We start from the raw sequence: 14872 nt of genomic DNA on the forward strand, positions 1-14872 counted from the left end.
TGGAGACCTTGACCGGCGGTTCCTCCTGGTCCGGTCGGTCGGCGATGAGTAGGGCGTCGGGCGGCTGGGCAGCAAGGAGTCGGTGTGGGAGCGGTGCCTCGGGAGTATGCCCTGGGCCTCTTGCGCGGTCGGGGGACAATGGACGGTGGTCCGGCTCGTGAGGCGGGTCATTCATGACGTACGAGGAGGAGAAGACATGGCGGAGCACACGCCGCGTCGCAATGAATCGCGGCTACGCCCCGCGCCCCTGCTCTTCGAGCCCGCGCAGGCGGCCGAGGACCCGGAGCACTTCTTCGACCTGGAGTCGATGGACGACCCCCGCGAGCTGCTGACGCGGGCGACGGAGCTGACCCACGCGTTCCGCGCCGCGGCGGACCGCGCGGTGGAGTTCCAGGCAATCGCGGCGGCCCAGCTCGCCGACCCGCGCCGCTTCGACCGGCTGACGACGGCGGACATCGCCGAGCGAGCCGAGTGGACCGAGGACTACGCGAAGAAGATGGTCGAGTTCGGCCGCGATCTGCTGCGCGGCAGCGAGGGCAGGGACAGCGGGGCCGTCGACCCGGTGTGACCCCGGGCGGCTCGCATGGCTTGCGTGGCTCGTGCGGCTCGTTTGACTTCCCCGGGCGAGGGACAGCGGAGCCGTCGCCCCGGTGTGGCCCCGTGCGGCTCGCGTGGCTCATGCGGCTCGTGTGACTTCCCCTGGCGTCAGAAAGAACTTCTGGCATATGCCGATCGGGCAAGATACTCCCTCCCGCCCCCTCCTGTCCCGATTTCCGGCAACCCTCGGAGAGCGGGCGGTCACGGCCGGTAGATGTATGTGGCATGAGCAGCAAACAGGATGAGCCCTTCGCCGACCGCTTCGACATCTCGGGCGTCACCTCGGACGGTGCCGCCTGGCTCGCCTCGGCAGGAACGTATCCGCGCAGCACCCTCGCCCTCTGGAGGGAACGACCGGGCGCCCCGGTCGTCCTCCCCTGCGGCTCCGCCTTCGATGTGGTGAGCGCCCCGGCGGTCTTCGGCCGCCGTATGGTCGACCGCTTGTGGGAGGAGGGCCCCGGCTCGGGACCGGTGGCCACCTACCGGGGCCGGATGCTCCTGTTCGCCACCCCCGGCACGGCTCAGCGACTGCCCTCGCTGCTGAGCTGGGAGGAGTGGGGCACACACCCTGGGGAGCACAGCCGTACGGACTCGGTCCCGCCGTTGCTGTGTCACGGCAAGGGCGACGCGGTGACCGTCCCGGCACTGGTGGGCGGGTCCGCGCCGGCCCCGTTCGACGCGCGCTGGCTGGTCGCCCCGGACACCCGCCGGCCCTGGCTCCCCGGCGCCGAAATCCTGCTCTGGGCGGCCGTGCGGGCGGCCCGGACGGCCGTACGGATATCGATTTTTCCTCCCGCCGATCAGGATGCTAAGGTCTACGACGTCAGCAGGCGCCGCTAGCTCAGTTGGTTAGAGCAGCTGACTCTTAATCAGCGGGTCCGGGGTTCGAGTCCCTGGCGGCGCACTAGCGATTAGGTCGCTGACCTGGGCGTCCTCGGTTATCCGAGGGCGCCTTTCGCATGTCCGGGACCTGGCTGAGATGGTCCGTCAGCCACAGCTCGTACGCGGTGAGCGGGCGGTCCGGACGCAGTTGTTCCGGGTGTCCGGCGGGTGGTTCCTGAAGGTCGTCGTCGGCGCACGCGCAGAGGTACGGCAGCCCGAACGCCGTCAGCAAGTCGTCGCACCATGCGCGGAACCCCGCGACGCGTCGGCCCCACCATGTGCCTCCGGCTCCCCCACCCATGCCGCCCGCCTCCCCGCCCGTGTCGCCTCGCCTCCGGAAAGAATGAGCAGAAGCGCTACAGCGCGGATTCAGGGCGGCTGGAGCGGAGGGCCGGGTGCCGAGGGGGGTCTCAGCCCTCCGGGCCGGGGGTGATCACGACCGTCCAGGAGCCCGCGGCGGTCCGGCCCTCGACCTCCACCTTCACGTTGTCGCCGGGCACGGTGAAGCTCTCGCCGAGGGAGACGGGGGCGTCGGCGAGCGGCGGGTAGACGGAGGTCTCCCAGCAGGCCTCGGTGTGCGGGTGGGCGTCGACGACCTCGATCGGGCCGTTCCCGGAGGCCGCGCCGTCGTGCACCCGGTACACGAGGACGCCCTGCTTGCAGGCCGTACTGTCGTTGCCGACCGGGCTGCGCGCCTCGAAGGCCAGCGCGCTGTCCGTCCCGGTACGCACCACCGCGAGCTTGGTCCCGAGGCCGAGTCCGAACGACGGCGATCCCGCCGTACCGCTGCCCGCGGCGCCCGGTCCGGCGGCCACGGGTTCCAGGCTCAGCCGGGTCGGCGTGGTGCCCCGGACGCAGACCACCTGGCGCGGGTCCAGCCAGCCCAGCTTCCACTTGTGCCAGGCGAACAGGTCGGGGGCGAGCCCGAACTGACTGCCCATCAGATCCCAGTCGCCGACATAGGTGTCCCAGTCCCCCTTGCCGTCCACCGGCCGGTGGTAGAGGTCGGGCAGGTCGAAGATATGGCCGGTCTCGTGGGCGAGGACGAGCCGGTCCGGCGGGTGTTTCTCGAAGACCGTGACGACCCGTCGGATGTCCGTGCCGTCGGCCCGCAGCGGGGTGTCCAGGTTGACGACCTTCGTCGCGTCCGAGTCCACGCCGGGGGCGTCCGGGTCGGCGACGAAGTAGACGACGTCGTAGCGCGAGAAGTCGACCTGGGGGTCGGAGGCGGCAAGCGCGTCGCGGAGGTACGCGGCCCGGTTCACCGGGTTCCAGTCGCGCTGTATGGCGTACGACGTCGAGGGGTGCGGCATGCGGATCCAGTTCCGCAGGGGGTGCGCGCGGAGCGTGAACCTGCCGTAGGAGGCGCGTTCGTAGAAGCGGGTGGTGGCCGGGAAGTGGTCGGCGGCGAGTTCGGCGGGGGTGGTCCGCGGGGTCGCGTCGGGGAAGGAGAGGAAGACCATCACCGCGTTGAGCGGGCGGGTGGGGCGCACATAGGCGGAGTTCCAGGTGTCCAGGCCCTCCGAGTGGTGGGCGTCGGTGCGCTTGAGGGCACAGGGTGTGGTCGAGAACGGCTCGGCGACCGACTGGCTGGACATGATCGAGGTCGCGGCGAGGGCGGACATCGTGGTGAACACGGCGGCGGTGCCGCGCAGTCCGGGCCGGGTCCGCCACTGGGTGAGCCCCCTGAGCGCCGTACGGGAGAGCCCCTTCAGGGGGAGCTGACACGGCACGTGGACCTCCGGGAGCGGGTTCGCGGGACACCGACACCCAGCCTGTGGTGGTTTGTTGGGGTACGCCCTGTTTATCTGCACCAGAAGGGTGAGGGGCGGGGCCTGGACGGCTGAGACACGCCCGGACCGACATCCGGAAACACTCACGGAACGTCACATGTGATCGGCCATTTGAAGAACCCGCCCAGGTGCGGGCGGAATCGATCTGCCGGAAAGGGCCCTTGTTCCGGGACACTGGACAGTGGCTGGAAGGGCCGGGGGCCAACCTCTATGATCGGCACACTTTCCTGCACGGACACGGCACGGCGGCCCCCCGCCCGGTCGGCCATCCCGACGAGACCCATCCGAAGATCGAGTGCACTGCGGGAGCGAGCGGTGAGCGGAACGTCCGAAGGGCCGGCGCCCGCGGCAGACCTCATCCGGCCAGCCGTCACAGAGAGTAAGAGCGGGGCATCACCTCGCGCAGATTTCACCGGGTCCGAGAGGTCCGGTTTCCCCGATTCCGGCAAGTCCCGCAGGTCCGAGCCGTCCGGGGAGCCGGCCGAGCGGGCGCCGTCCGGCGAGTCCGGCGGACCCCACGATCCCTACGAAGCCGTCGAAGCCGTCGAATCCGCCGAATCCGCCGAGTCCCGCGGGCCGGGGCCGTCCGGTGAACCGGTCGGGTTCGGCCTGCCCGGCGACTCCGGCGGGCCCGGCGAGACCGTCGCCTCCCCCGACCCCCGTGACTCCCCCGAAGCCGGGCGCTACGGTTCCGCCTTCTCCGCCGCGCCCCTCGCCATGGCCGTCGTGGACCGCGACGGTCTGGTGGTCAGTGCGAACGACACGTTCGGCGCGCTGCTCGGGAAGCCCGGGGCCGCGCTGGTCGGGGTGGTCGCGGCCGAGCTGATGGATCTGAAGTCGGACGCGCGGACCTGGCACGCGTACCGGGAGGTGCTGCGTGGGCGGCAGGCCAAGGTGAGCTGTACGCGGCGGGTCAAGCATCCCGATGGGCATGTGCTGTGGGTGCAGGTGACTGCGGCTCCGCTGGCCGCCGAGGAGCACGGGGTGCTGCTGTCGCTCACCGACATCAGCGCCCGCCGTGAACTCCAGGCGCGGCTACGGCACTTGGAGATGCACGACCCGGTGACCCGGCTGCCCAACCGCACCCTGTTCTTCGAGCGGCTGTCGGCCGCGCTGGAGGCGGAGTCGTACGAGCAGGGCGGTACCGGGCGGATCGGCCTGTGCTATCTGGACCTGGACGGCTTCAAGGCGGTCAACGACACCCTCGGACACCGCGTCGGAGACCGGCTGCTGGCCGCCGTGGCCGAGCGGCTGACCCGGTGCGCGGACGAGGCCGCTTACGCGCGGGCGAGTTCGCCGCTGGTGGCGCGGCTCGGCGGGGACGAGTTCGCGCTGCTCGTCGAGGACTCGACCGGGACCGATCAACTGGCGGATCTGGCCGAGTCGGTGCTGAAGGCGTTGCAGGCGCCGTTCGATCTGTCCGGGCAGCGGCTGTCGCTGTCGGCGTCGATCGGCGTGGTCGAACGGCACGCGTCCGGTACGACGGCCACCGGCCTGATGCAGGCCGCCGACACGACGCTGTACTGGGCGAAGGCGGACGGCAAGTCCCGCTGGACGCTGTTCGATCCGGAGCGCAACGCGCACCGCATGACCCGCCAGGCGCTGGCCTCCACCCTCCGCCCGGCCATCGAGCGGGGTGAATTCACCCTGGAGTACCAGCCGTTGGTGGGGATGGAGACCGGACGGCTGCGCGGCGTCGAGGCGTTGGTGCGCTGGAACCACCCGCAGTTCGGCATGCTGACGCCGAATCGGTTCATCGGACTGGCCGAGGAGGACGGTTCGATCGTGCAGCTCGGCCGCTGGGTCCTGGTCACCGCCTGCCGCCAGGCAAGGCGCTGGCAGCTGGACCACCCGGACGAGCCGCCGATCTTCGTGAGCGTCAACGTGGCCGTACGGCAGGTGTGGGACTCCGACCTGGTCGCGGATGTCGCGGAGACGCTGGCCGAGACCGGACTCGCCCCGCATCTGCTCCAGTTGGAGCTGACCGAGTCCGCGGTGATGGGGTCGGCGGGGCGGCCGTTGCAGGCGCTCCAGGCGCTGAGCGACATGGGGGTGCACATCGCCATCGACGACTTCGGCACCGGCTACTCGAACCTGGCGTATCTGAGCCGGCTCCCGGTCTCCGTGCTGAAGCTGGACGGTTCCTTCGTGCGCGGCTTCCAGTACGAGGGCGAGGGCGTCGCGCCGAACCCGGCGGACGAGGTCATCGTGGAGGCGATGATCCAGCTCGCCCACCGGCTGGGGCTCTCGGTGACCGCCGAGTGCGTGGAGACCTCGGCACAGGCGTCCCGGCTGCGCCGTATCGGCTGCGACACCGGACAGGGGTGGCTGTACTCCCGCCCGGTGACGCCGGATCGTATCTCCGAGCTGCTGGGGACGAAGGCCTGCAATCAGGCTTCCTGACCCACCGTCAACCCGTAGGCGTCCGCGATCAGTTCGTACGAGCGCAGCCGCAGGTCGCCGTTGTGGGCGTGGGACGTGAGCATCAACTCGTCGGCGCCCGTGCGCTTCTGGAGGTCGTCGAGGCCCGCGCGGACCTCGTCGGCGGTGCCGTGGATGACGTTGGCGTTCCAGGAGGTGATGAACTCCCGCTCCATGGGGCTGAATTCGTACGCCTCGGCCTCTTCGGGGGTGGGCACGAGGCCGGGGCGGCCGGTGCGCAGCCGGACCATGTTGAGGGCGGCGGCCAGCACCTGGCGGCGGGCCTCCTTCTCGTCGTCGGTGGCGAGGGCGGAGACACCGATCAGGGCGTACGGCGCGTCGAGCACCGCACTCGGGCGGAACGACTCGCGGTAGAGGTCGAGCGCCGGGATGGTGTTCTGCGCGGAGAAGTGGTGGGCGAAGGCGAACGGCAGGCCGAGCATGCCGGCGAGCCGGGCGCTGAAGCCGGAGGAGCCGAGCAGCCAGATCGGCGGGCGGTGCGGGGACTGGACGCCGCCGGGCGAGGTCGACTGGATCGGGCCGGGGACCGCGTGGATGCGGGCGTAGGGGTGGCCGGAGGGGAAGTCGTCGTCCAGGAAGCGGGTGAGTTCGGCGAGTTGCTCGGGGAAGTCGTCGGCGCCCTCGTTCAGGCGCTCGGTACGGCGCAGGGCCGCCGCGGTGGCGCCGTCGGTGCCGGGGGCGCGGCCGAGGCCGAGGTCGACGCGGTTGGGGGCGAGCGCCTCCAGGGTGCCGAACTGTTCCGCGATGACGAGCGGCGCGTGATTGGGGAGCATGACGCCGCCCGAGCCGAGGCGGATGCGCTCGGTGTGCGCGGCGAGGTGGGCCAGGATCACGGCGGGCGAGGAGGAGGCGACGCCCGGCATCGAGTGGTGCTCGGCGACCCAGTAGCGGTGGAAGCCGCGCGACTCGGCGAGCTGGGCGATGCGGACGCTGGTGCGCAGCGCCTCGGTGGCGGTGCGGCCGGCGCCCACGGTCACCAGGTCCAGTACGGAGAGGGGGACGGGGGCGGTGCCCTGTGCTGTCCCCCGGATCTCGTCGGTCGTGCCCCGGACCTCGTCGTCTGCCGCCACGGTGGGTGCCTCCTGTTGTGAGCGTAGTCCTGCCGGAGCTAACAGGAGGGTGTCTCCGGTTTATTCCCGGAGGCGGGGCGGGGTTCGGGCGCGGGTGGAGAGGGGTTCGTTGTGTGGATGCGGGAGCGTCGTGGCTGATCGCGCAGTTCCCTGCGCCCCTCGGGAGGGCCCTTCGGGCCGCTCCCTCGGGCCCCCCTCGCCCGCCTCAGTCCGCCTGTACCAGCGGCTCGCGGGTGAACAGCGTGCCCAGGTCCGGCGCGTTGACCTTGCGGTCCGCCAGCCGCAGGGCCTCCCAGACGGTGACCTGGTTGGCGGTGAGGACCGGCTTGCCGAGCTGCTTCTCCAGGTCGGGGAGGTGGGCGGCCGTGTGCAGGGCCGTGTCCGGGAGGAGGACCGCCTCGGCGTCCGGGCCGTCCACCGCCCGGGCCAGGTCGAGCACCTCGTCGTAGCCCCAGGTGCCGACCTCGGCGGCGGTGATGATGCCGGAGGCGCGCAGCGTGACCGGTTCCACTCCCCCGGCGCGCAGGAAGGCCGCGAAGAGGGCCGTCACGTCGTCCGGGTACGTGGCCCCTACGGCCACCCGCCGCACCCCCAGTTCCCGCGCCGCGTGCACGAAGGCGAAGGACGTCGACGACGCCGGCAGGCCCGCCGACCGGGCGAGGGCGCGGACCTGGCCCTGGGCGCCCTCCCAGCCGTAGACGAAGCTGCCGCTGGTGCAGGCCCAGACGACGGCCTCGGCGCCGGACATGCGGAGTTGTTCGACGCCTGCCGTGAGCCGCTCGGGGGAGCCCATCTCCAGGAGCGCGTCGACGCGGTGCGCGTCCTCGCCGATGTCCGTGTGGACCACGTCGAGGCGGACGTCGCTGCCGAGGAGCTGTTCCATGCGCGGGTAGTCGTCCTCGGCGGAGTGGCCCGGGTAGAGGAATCCGAGTGCGGTCATGACCAGCCTTCCTGGTGTTCTTCGGGCAGTACCGGCCCCTGGCGGCGCGCCTCTTCGTCGAGCAGCGCCTGATAGGGGCCCACCGCACGCGTACCCAGTCGGCGCAGGGCTGCCCACATCGTGACCTGGTTGGCCGATATGACCGGTATCCGCAGTTCCGCCTCCAGCTGGGGGATCACGTCGTACGTCGGGAGGTTCGTGCAGCTGATGAAGAGCGCGTCGGCCTCGCCCTTGACGGCCTGCCGGGCCATGTCGACGACATCGCGGTACGGCACCTTCCAGATGTGCCGGGTCAGGCCCATGAAGGCGCGGCCGGTGACCTCGACGCCCGCCTCGGCGAGGTACTCCTCCAGGGACTGGGTGACGGACACCGTGTACGGCGTGACCAGGGCGATCCGGCGGGCGCCCAGTTCGGTGAGGGCGGCCAGCAGCGCCCCCGAGGTGGTCAGGGACGGCACCTCGCCGGCCCGGGTCATCGCCTCGCACATCGCGCGCTCCCCGGCGATCCCGCCGACGAAGCTCCCGGAGGTGCAGGCGTACGCGACGACCTCGGGGGCGATCGCGTTCAGCGTGCGGACCGCGTCGTGCAGCGTCTCGTGCTCGCTGACGAGCCGGGCCAGGTCGAGGCTGACCTCGACGGGGACGAACGGCGTCCGCGTGAGATGCAGCGAGATGTCGTCGGGCACCCAGCGCCACAACTCGCGGTCCAGCGCGAAGTCGAAGGGGGCGACGACACCGACACCGCGCTGCGGGCGGGGACCGCCCAGGAAGGAAACATGCATGGCTACACCGGCCTCACCAAGAGAAACGGGGTGACAACGGTCCGTGCGGGCGTCCGTGTTGACGAAGGTAGGTTCGAGTGCGAGCGTGGTCAATCCGTGCATGTCAGACGGCCGCGCCCTGTGCTCCCCCGCGAGAAACGGCTTCGCATGACCGCAACTCCCCCCGCCCTGCCCACCCTTCTCGTGCTGGACGCCGATCCGCTGCCGAGGCTCGGGAAGCTCACCGGCCGGGTGCGCGTCGAGCACGCCGACGCCTCGACGCTCGCCGGCCGACTCCCGTTCGCCGACGTCCTGTTGGTGTGGGACTTCGCCTCGCACGCGGTGCGCTCCGCCTGGCCGGGTGAGGGTCCCCGGCCGCGCTGGGTGCACACGGCGAGCGCGGGTGTGGACCATCTGATGTGCCCCGAACTCGCCGACTCCGACACCGTGGTGACGAACGCGCGGGGCGTCTTCGACCAGCCGATCGCCGAGTACGTCGCCGCCCTCGTCCTCGCGATGGCCAAGGACCTGCCCAGGACGCTGGAGCTCCAGCGGGAGCGGACCTGGCGGCACCGCGAGGCGCAGCGGGTGGCCGGGACACGTGCCTGCGTGGTCGGCTCCGGGCCGATCGGGCGGGCGATCGTCCGCACCCTCAAGGCACTTGGGGTGACGACCGCGCTCGTCGGCCGCACCCCGCGCACCGGTGTCCACGGCCCCGGCGAGCTCGACCGGCTGATGGCCCGCGCCGACTGGGTGATCGCGGCGGCCCCGCTGACCGACGACACCCGGGGCATGTTCGACGCCCGCCGCTTCGGCTGCATGCAGCCCTCGGCGCGCTTCATCAACATCGGCCGGGGCCAACTCGTCGTGGAGGACGCGCTCGCCGAGGCGCTGACCAAGCACTGGATCGCGGGCGCCGCCCTGGATGTCTTCGAGGCCGAACCCCTCACCCCCGAGAACCCGTTGTGGCAGGTCCCGGGGCTGATCGTGTCCCCGCACATGAGCGGCGACACGGTCGGCTGGCGAGACGAGCTCGGGACGCAGTTCGTCGCGGCGTACGAGAGATGGGAGGCGGGAAAGCCGCTGCCGAACGTGGTCGACAAGAAGCGCGGGTACGTACCGGGGCACTGAACTCCCCACTCTGGAGGGCCGGATGACGACCGAACTCACCGAGCTGACCGCCGTGGAACTCCTGGACGGCTACCGCAGAGCGGAGTTCAGTCCCGTGGAGGCGACCCGCGCGACCCTGGAGCGGGCCGAGGAGATCCAGCCCGCCGTGAACGCGTTCGTCCGGCTCGACGCGGAGGGCGCGTTGGCGCAGGCCGCCGCATCGGCCGAGCGCTGGCGGCGCGGGGAACCGGCCGGGCTCCTCGACGGGGTACCGGTCACCGTGAAGGACATCCTGCTGCAACGCGGCACGCCCACCCTTCGCGGCTCCAAGACCATCGCGGAGCAGGGCAGTTGGGACGAGGACGCGCCCTCCGTGGCCCGGCTCCGGGAGCACGGCGCGGTGTTCATCGGCAGGACGACGACCCCGGAGTTCGGCTGGAAGGGCGTCACGGACTCCCCGCTGTCGGGCGTCACCCGCAACCCGCACGACCCCTCGCGCACGGCGGGCGGTTCAAGTGGCGGGAGCGCGGCGGCCGTCGCCCTCGGCGCGGGCCCGCTGTCGCTGGGCACGGACGGCGGCGGAAGTGTCCGTATCCCCGCCTCCTTCTGCGGGATCGTCGGGCTGAAGCCGACGTACGGCAGGGTGCCGCTGTACCCGGCGAGCGCGTTCGGCACGCTCTCGCACGTCGGGCCGATGGCGCGGGACGCGGCGGACGCGGCGCTGCTGCTGGACGTGATCGGTGTCCCGGACGCCCGTGACTGGTCGGCCCTGGACCGCCCGCCGGGCTCCTTCAGGGAGGGGCTCGCGGACGGTGTGCAGGGCCTGCGGATCGCGTACTCGCCGTCCCTCGGCGGCCAGGTCGCGGTGCGTCCGGCGGTCGCGGCGGCGGTACGGCGGGGCGTGGAGCGGCTGGCCGCGCTCGGCGCGTACGTCGAGGAGACCGACCCCGACTTCAGCGACCCGGTGGACTCCTTCCACACCCTGTGGTTCAGCGGCGCGGCCCGGGTGACGCAGAAACTCTCCCCGCAGCAGCGGGAGTTGCTCGACCCGGGACTGCGGGAGATCTGCGCGACGGGAGGTGCTTTCTCCGCGCTGGACTATCTGGCGGCGGTGGACGCCCGTATGGAACTCGGCCGCAGGATGGGCCTGTTCCACGAGCGCTACGACCTCCTTGTCACGCCGACGCTGCCGATCACCGCGTTCGAGGCGGGAGTCGAGGTCCCCAAGGGGTCCGGATTCCGCCGCTGGACCGGCTGGACCCCGTTCACCTACCCCTTCAACCTGACCCAGCAGCCCGCCGTCACCGTCCCCGTGGGGAACGACGGCGACGGGCTGCCGATCGGGATGCAGATCGTGGGGGCGCGGCACCGGGACGAGCTGGTGCTCCGCGCGGCGCACGCGCTGGACGGGGCCGCCTGAGCCGGGATGCCGACGGCCGCCGCCGGATACCACTCCGGCGGCGGCCGCGCCGGCGAGGCCCTACGCGCGCCGGAAGCCGAGGCTCTCCCCGGCGGCCCCCGTCCGCCACAGGTCGTTGCACGCCTCCGCCATCTCGTCCAGGCCCTCGACCACCTGGCCCCAGACGATGCCGGGCACCCAGCCCACGTCGCCGTTGAGGAGGAGGTTGTTGCGTTCGTAGAACAGGGCCAGGTCGACGACCGTCGTACCGGCGCGGACCTCGCGGTCGTAGCCGTAGGCCTTCGTGCCGAGTTCCGTGCCGGCGAAGGCGAAATAGCAGAGATCGCCCGGTATCGGAGTGACCGTGGGGTTCTCCAGCGGGGGTTCCGTCTCCGCGAATGGCGGGAAAAGGGCGTAGATCTCGTTGCGGGCGTACTTGGCGTGGTAGACGTCGCCGACGAGCGGGAGTGCGTTCCAGATCGCCGCGCACGTCAGCGGGGCGCGTTCTACCAGCAGTTTTGCCCGGCAGTGGACGTTCCGCTTTGCGAGTGAGACCTCGATGAAGTGATCCGTCATGCCTTCCAGGGTGCATAACCCGGGAGCGGTCGGGTAGCTGCGCGCCCATGGCTCCACCAATTGGGAACGACAGACACACATCCGGTCACACGCCGGGTCACACCCGCCGGGCACTGCTCGCCGGGGTGGCGGCGGCGGGTGCGCTGGGCGCGGCCGGCTGTAGCCGAGTGGCCACCGCGTCGACGACGAACGGCGGTGATCTGCTCGCCCGACTGAAGGCGCAGGGCGTCGTACGGCTCGGGATCGCGGGTGAGATCCCATTCGGGTACATCGACCGGGACGGTCAACTGACCGGTGAGGCACCGAAGTTGGCGGAGGCGATCTTCAAGCGGCTCGGCGTCGACAAGGTGCAGCCCGTGCCCACCGAGTTCGGCTCGCTCATACCCGGCCTGAACTCGCAGCAGTTCGACGTGGTGGCCGCCGGCATGTACGTGACCCCGGAACGCTGCGCGCAGGTCATCTTCGCCGACCCGGACTACCAGGTGCTGGACGCATTCGTCGTCCGCAAGGGCAACCCCAAGGGGCTGCACAACTACAAGGACATCGTCGCCAAGAAGGCGAAGTTCGCCACCGGCACCGGCTACGCGCAGATCCAGCACGCCGTCGACTCCGGGTACAAGCAGAGCGACATCCTGATCGTCCCCGACCAGGTCGCGGGGCTGAACGCCGTGGAGGCGGGGCGCGTCGACGTCTTCGCCGGTACGGCACTCACCACCCGCGCGGTCGTGAAGAAGTCCGCGAAGGCCGAGTCGACCACGCCCTTCGCCCCGCTCGTCGACGGGAAGCCGCGCATCGACGGCGGCGCCTTCGCGTTCCGGCCGACCGAGACCCGGCTGCGTGACGCCTTCAACCTCGAGCTGCACAAGCTCAAGAAGAGCGGGGAGCTGTTCCGCATCCTGCGGCCCTTCGGGTTCACCAAGGCCGAGATGACGGATCTCACCGCGAAGGAGCTCTGCAGCGGATGACCTCGGGCCTTTGGGAACTCGTCCTCAAGGGGGTCTGGACCACCGTCCAACTCCTCGTGCTCAGCGGGCTGTTGGCGACCGCCGTGGCCTTCGTCGTCGGCATCGCCCGCACCCACCGGCTGTGGATCGTCCGCTTCCTCGCCGGTTTCTACACCGAGGTGTTCCGCGGCACCTCCGCCCTCGTCATGATCTTCTGGGTGTTCTTCGTCCTGCCGGTCGCCTTCGGCTGGCAGCTGGTCCCGCTGTGGGCGGGCACCCTCGCCCTCGGCCTGACCTACGGCGCCTACGGCACGGAGATCGTGCGCGGCGCCCTGAACGCGGTCGACCCGGCGCAGCAGGAGGGCGGGGTCGCGCTGAGCTTCACGCCCTGGCAGCGGATGCGGCTGATCCTGCTGCCGCAGGCGATACCCGAGATGATCCCGTCCTTCTGCAACCTCCTGATCGAACTCCTCAAGGGCACCGCCCTGGTCTCGGTCATGGGCATGGGCGATCTCACCTTCAGCGCCAACCTGGTGCGGCTCGCGCTCCAGCAGAGCGCGGAGATCTACACGTACATCCTGCTGATCTACTTCGTGATCGCGTTCGCCCTCACCCGGCTGATGCGCGGACTGGAGAAGAAGCTGAAGGCGGGCATCGGCAAGGGGCCCGCGACCAACGGGTCCAAGCGCGGCCAGACCGTGGGCGTCGGAGGTGGGGTCTCGTGAAGTGGGACTGGAACGCCGTGAGCGAGTTCATGCCGTACTTCTGGGACGGTCTGAAGGTCACCCTTCAGATCCTGGTCCTCGGATCGCTGATCTCGTTCGTCCTCGGACTGGTGTGGGCGCTGCTGATGCGGACGCCGACGCGCTGGGTGCGCTGGCCGGTCGGGGTCGTCACCGAGTTCGTCCGGGACACCCCGCTGCTGGTCCAACTCTTCTTCCTCTTCTACGTGTTGCCCGAATGGGGCCTGACCTTCTCCGCGCTGACCACCGGTGTCTTCGCGATCGGGCTGCACTACTCGACGTACACGATGCAGGTCTACCGCGCGGGCATCGAGGCGGTGCCCGTCGGCCAGTGGGAGGCGGCGACGGCGCTGAACCTGCCGGTGCGCAGGACCTGGACGGCCGTGATCCTGCCGCAGGCGATCCGCCGGGTGGTCCCGGCGCTCGGCAACTACGTGATCGCGATGCTCAAGGACACCCCGATCCTCATGGTGATCACCGTCCTCGAACTGATGGGCCGGGCCCGGCTGTTCTCCCAGGACCACTACCAGTTCACCGAGCCCATCACCGTGATCGGTGTGGCCTTCATCCTCATCTCCTATCCCGCCTCCCTGCTGATCCGAGCCCTGGAGCGACGCCTTGTCCGCTGACACGCCCCTGACGAAGGAACCCGACGCCAACGCCAACCCCCCGGTGGACGGCAGCGAGTTGATCCGCCTGGACCACGTCACCAAGCGCTTCGGGTCCAACACCGTGCTCGACGACCTCGACTTCTCCGTGGAGTCCGGCAAGCACGTCACCCTGATCGGCCCCTCCGGATCGGGCAAGACCACGATCCTGCGGCTGCTGATGACCCTGACCAAGCCGGACGAGGGCACGATCACCGTCGACGGGGAGCGGCTCTTCCCCGCGCCCGAGAAGCAGGTCCGGGAGATCCGCAAGAAGATCGGGATGGTGTTCCAGCAGTTCAACCTGTTCCCGAACATGACCGTGCTGCGCAATGTCACCGAGGCGCCGGTCACCGTCCTCGGCCTGCCCAAGGAAGAGGCGGAGGCGCGCGCCCTGGAGCTGCTCGACCTGGTCGGCCTCGCCGACAAGGCCGGCGCCCGCCCGACCCAGCTCTCCGGCGGCCAGCAGCAGCGCGTCGCGATCGCGCGGGCGCTGGCGATGCGGCCGCAGATCCTGCTGCTGGACGAGGTGACCTCCGCGCTCGACCCGGAACTGGTCGCGGGCGTGCTCGACGTGCTGCGGGACATCGCCCGCACCACCGACATCACGATGCTCTGTGTGACGCACGAGATGAATTTCGCCCGGGATATTTCAGACCAAGTCCTGATGTTCGACTCGGGAAAGGTCATCGAATCAGGCTCGCCGGAGCAGATCTTCGGCGATCCGGAACAGGAACGGACCCGGGAATTCCTGGGCGCCATTCTTTGACAATTATTCAACTACGTCGGGTGAGCGATCGAACACCCAAGGTCCACGCCACGTGGCATGACTCAGGCATATGCCAAAGGATTCGCGCCGCAGTTCGGAGGGTGTAGGGAGGCGCACATTCTCGCCAACAGCCTCTCCACATCGGCCATTTGACAGCTATCGTGGAAGGGATTCGCTGTCCGGTATCACGGTCCAAAAA

15 protein-coding genes and 1 tRNA gene are annotated in these 14872 nt (G+C 70.5%); 10 read left to right on the forward strand and 6 right to left on the reverse strand.

What is annotated here, in order from left to right:
* The first annotated feature begins 196 nt into the window (after positions 1–196).
* From ACIRB1_RS25600 to ACIRB1_RS25610, 3 genes are all read left to right on the forward strand, one after another.
* The gene (locus tag ACIRB1_RS25600; RefSeq protein ID WP_266769010.1) at positions 197–568 is read left to right on the forward strand and encodes a hypothetical protein; all 372 of its coding nucleotides are present in this window, start codon (positions 197–199) and stop codon (positions 566–568) included.
* A gap of 254 nt (positions 569–822) precedes the next feature.
* Positions 823–1437, forward strand: coding sequence for a bifunctional DNA primase/polymerase (locus ACIRB1_RS25605; protein ID WP_403467105.1), 615 nt, complete (start codon positions 823–825; stop codon positions 1435–1437).
* Positions 1428–1501: transfer RNA gene (locus ACIRB1_RS25610), tRNA-Lys, on the forward strand. Before ACIRB1_RS25605 ends, ACIRB1_RS25610 begins: the two co-directional genes overlap by 10 nt.
* On the opposite strand, the gene ACIRB1_RS25615 is transcribed toward ACIRB1_RS25610, so the two are convergent.
* Both ACIRB1_RS25615 and ACIRB1_RS25620 read right to left on the reverse strand, forming a co-directional pair.
* Positions 1502–1780, reverse strand: a complete 279-nt coding sequence (locus ACIRB1_RS25615) for a DUF6059 family protein (protein WP_403467106.1) — start codon at positions 1778–1780, stop codon at positions 1502–1504. It lies immediately after the preceding tRNA gene.
* A 109-nt stretch (positions 1781–1889) separates the two neighbouring features.
* Complete coding sequence (locus ACIRB1_RS25620) at positions 1890–3212, reverse strand: M6 family metalloprotease domain-containing protein (protein ID WP_403467107.1); 1323 nt, start codon at positions 3210–3212, stop codon at positions 1890–1892.
* A gap of 375 nt (positions 3213–3587) precedes the next feature.
* On the opposite strand from ACIRB1_RS25620, the gene ACIRB1_RS25625 reads away from it, so the two are divergent.
* Complete coding sequence (locus ACIRB1_RS25625; RefSeq protein ID WP_403467108.1) at positions 3588–5675, forward strand: EAL domain-containing protein; 2088 nt, start codon at positions 3588–3590, stop codon at positions 5673–5675.
* Here the strand turns inward: ACIRB1_RS25625 and ACIRB1_RS25630 are convergent.
* From ACIRB1_RS25630 to ACIRB1_RS25640, 3 genes are all read right to left on the reverse strand, one after another.
* Positions 5663–6784, reverse strand: a complete 1122-nt coding sequence (locus ACIRB1_RS25630; protein ID WP_352184385.1) for an LLM class flavin-dependent oxidoreductase — start codon at positions 6782–6784, stop codon at positions 5663–5665. The two genes, ACIRB1_RS25625 and ACIRB1_RS25630, sit on opposite strands and share 13 nt — an antisense overlap.
* A gap of 205 nt (positions 6785–6989) precedes the next feature.
* A complete protein-coding gene (locus ACIRB1_RS25635) occupies positions 6990–7724 on the reverse strand; it encodes an aspartate/glutamate racemase family protein (RefSeq protein WP_403467109.1) in 735 nt (244 codons plus the stop codon).
* Entirely contained in the window at positions 7721–8506 is a 786-nt protein-coding gene (locus ACIRB1_RS25640; protein WP_352184383.1) for an aspartate/glutamate racemase family protein, read from the reverse strand. Before ACIRB1_RS25640 ends, ACIRB1_RS25635 begins: the two co-directional genes overlap by 4 nt.
* A 147-nt stretch (positions 8507–8653) precedes the next feature.
* Here ACIRB1_RS25640 and ACIRB1_RS25645 point away from each other — a divergent pair, with 147 nt between their 5' ends.
* Positions 8654–9616 carry a D-2-hydroxyacid dehydrogenase gene (locus tag ACIRB1_RS25645; RefSeq protein WP_403467110.1) on the forward strand — a complete coding sequence of 321 codons (963 nt, stop codon included), beginning with the start codon at positions 8654–8656 and terminating at the stop codon, positions 9614–9616.
* 22 nt (positions 9617–9638) lie between these two features.
* Positions 9639–11015: an amidase gene (locus ACIRB1_RS25650; protein WP_352184381.1), complete on the forward strand. Its 1377-nt coding sequence runs from the start codon at positions 9639–9641 to the stop codon at positions 11013–11015.
* 60 nt (positions 11016–11075) lie between these two features.
* On the opposite strand, the gene ACIRB1_RS25655 is transcribed toward ACIRB1_RS25650, so the two are convergent.
* Positions 11076–11570: a DUF3830 family protein gene (locus ACIRB1_RS25655; RefSeq protein ID WP_352184380.1), complete on the reverse strand. Its 495-nt coding sequence runs from the start codon at positions 11568–11570 to the stop codon at positions 11076–11078.
* Between the two features lie 47 nt (positions 11571–11617).
* On the opposite strand from ACIRB1_RS25655, the gene ehuB reads away from it, so the two are divergent.
* Genes ehuB through ehuA form a run of 4 tightly spaced genes read left to right on the forward strand, consistent with a single transcriptional unit; the run spans position 11618 to position 14673 of the window.
* Positions 11618–12535, forward strand: coding sequence for an ectoine/hydroxyectoine ABC transporter substrate-binding protein EhuB (gene ehuB, locus ACIRB1_RS25660; protein ID WP_403467111.1), 918 nt, complete (start codon positions 11618–11620; stop codon positions 12533–12535).
* The gene (ehuC, locus tag ACIRB1_RS25665; RefSeq protein ID WP_352184378.1) at positions 12532–13239 is read left to right on the forward strand and encodes an ectoine/hydroxyectoine ABC transporter permease subunit EhuC; all 708 of its coding nucleotides are present in this window, start codon (positions 12532–12534) and stop codon (positions 13237–13239) included. Before ehuB ends, ehuC begins: the two co-directional genes overlap by 4 nt.
* Complete coding sequence (ehuD, locus tag ACIRB1_RS25670) at positions 13236–13886, forward strand: ectoine/hydroxyectoine ABC transporter permease subunit EhuD (protein ID WP_352184377.1); 651 nt, start codon at positions 13236–13238, stop codon at positions 13884–13886. The genes ehuC and ehuD overlap by 4 nt, the downstream gene beginning before the upstream one ends.
* A complete protein-coding gene (gene ehuA / locus ACIRB1_RS25675; protein WP_403467112.1) occupies positions 13876–14673 on the forward strand; it encodes an ectoine/hydroxyectoine ABC transporter ATP-binding protein EhuA in 798 nt (265 codons plus the stop codon). Before ehuD ends, ehuA begins: the two co-directional genes overlap by 11 nt.
* Positions 14674–14872 lie beyond the last annotated feature (199 nt).

The organism is Streptomyces sp. NPDC096013 (assembly GCF_044763565.1).
In the GTDB taxonomy this organism is placed as follows: Bacteria; Actinomycetota; Actinomycetes; order Streptomycetales; family Streptomycetaceae; genus Streptomyces.

What these genes read in the sequence shown, in the direction of transcription:
- ACIRB1_RS25655 (WP_352184380.1), bottom strand. Translation starts at nt 11,570, where the DNA reads ATGACGGATCACTTCATCGAGGTCTCACTCGCAAAGCGGAACGTCCAC.
- ACIRB1_RS25640 (WP_352184383.1), bottom strand. Translation starts at nt 8,506, where the DNA reads ATGCATGTTTCCTTCCTGGGCGGTCCCCGCCCGCAGCGCGGTGTCGGT.
- ACIRB1_RS25600 (WP_266769010.1), top strand. Translation starts at nt 197, where the DNA reads ATGGCGGAGCACACGCCGCGTCGCAATGAATCGCGGCTACGCCCCGCG.
- ACIRB1_RS25615 (WP_403467106.1), bottom strand. Translation starts at nt 1,780, where the DNA reads ATGGGTGGGGGAGCCGGAGGCACATGGTGGGGCCGACGCGTCGCGGGG.
- ACIRB1_RS25650 (WP_352184381.1), top strand. Translation starts at nt 9,639, where the DNA reads ATGACGACCGAACTCACCGAGCTGACCGCCGTGGAACTCCTGGACGGC.
- ACIRB1_RS25635 (WP_403467109.1), bottom strand. Translation starts at nt 7,724, where the DNA reads ATGACCGCACTCGGATTCCTCTACCCGGGCCACTCCGCCGAGGACGAC.
- ACIRB1_RS25645 (WP_403467110.1), top strand. Translation starts at nt 8,654, where the DNA reads ATGACCGCAACTCCCCCCGCCCTGCCCACCCTTCTCGTGCTGGACGCC.
- ACIRB1_RS25605 (WP_403467105.1), top strand. Translation starts at nt 823, where the DNA reads ATGAGCAGCAAACAGGATGAGCCCTTCGCCGACCGCTTCGACATCTCG.
- ehuB (WP_403467111.1), top strand. Translation starts at nt 11,618, where the DNA reads ATGGCTCCACCAATTGGGAACGACAGACACACATCCGGTCACACGCCG.
- ehuC (WP_352184378.1), top strand. Translation starts at nt 12,532, where the DNA reads ATGACCTCGGGCCTTTGGGAACTCGTCCTCAAGGGGGTCTGGACCACC.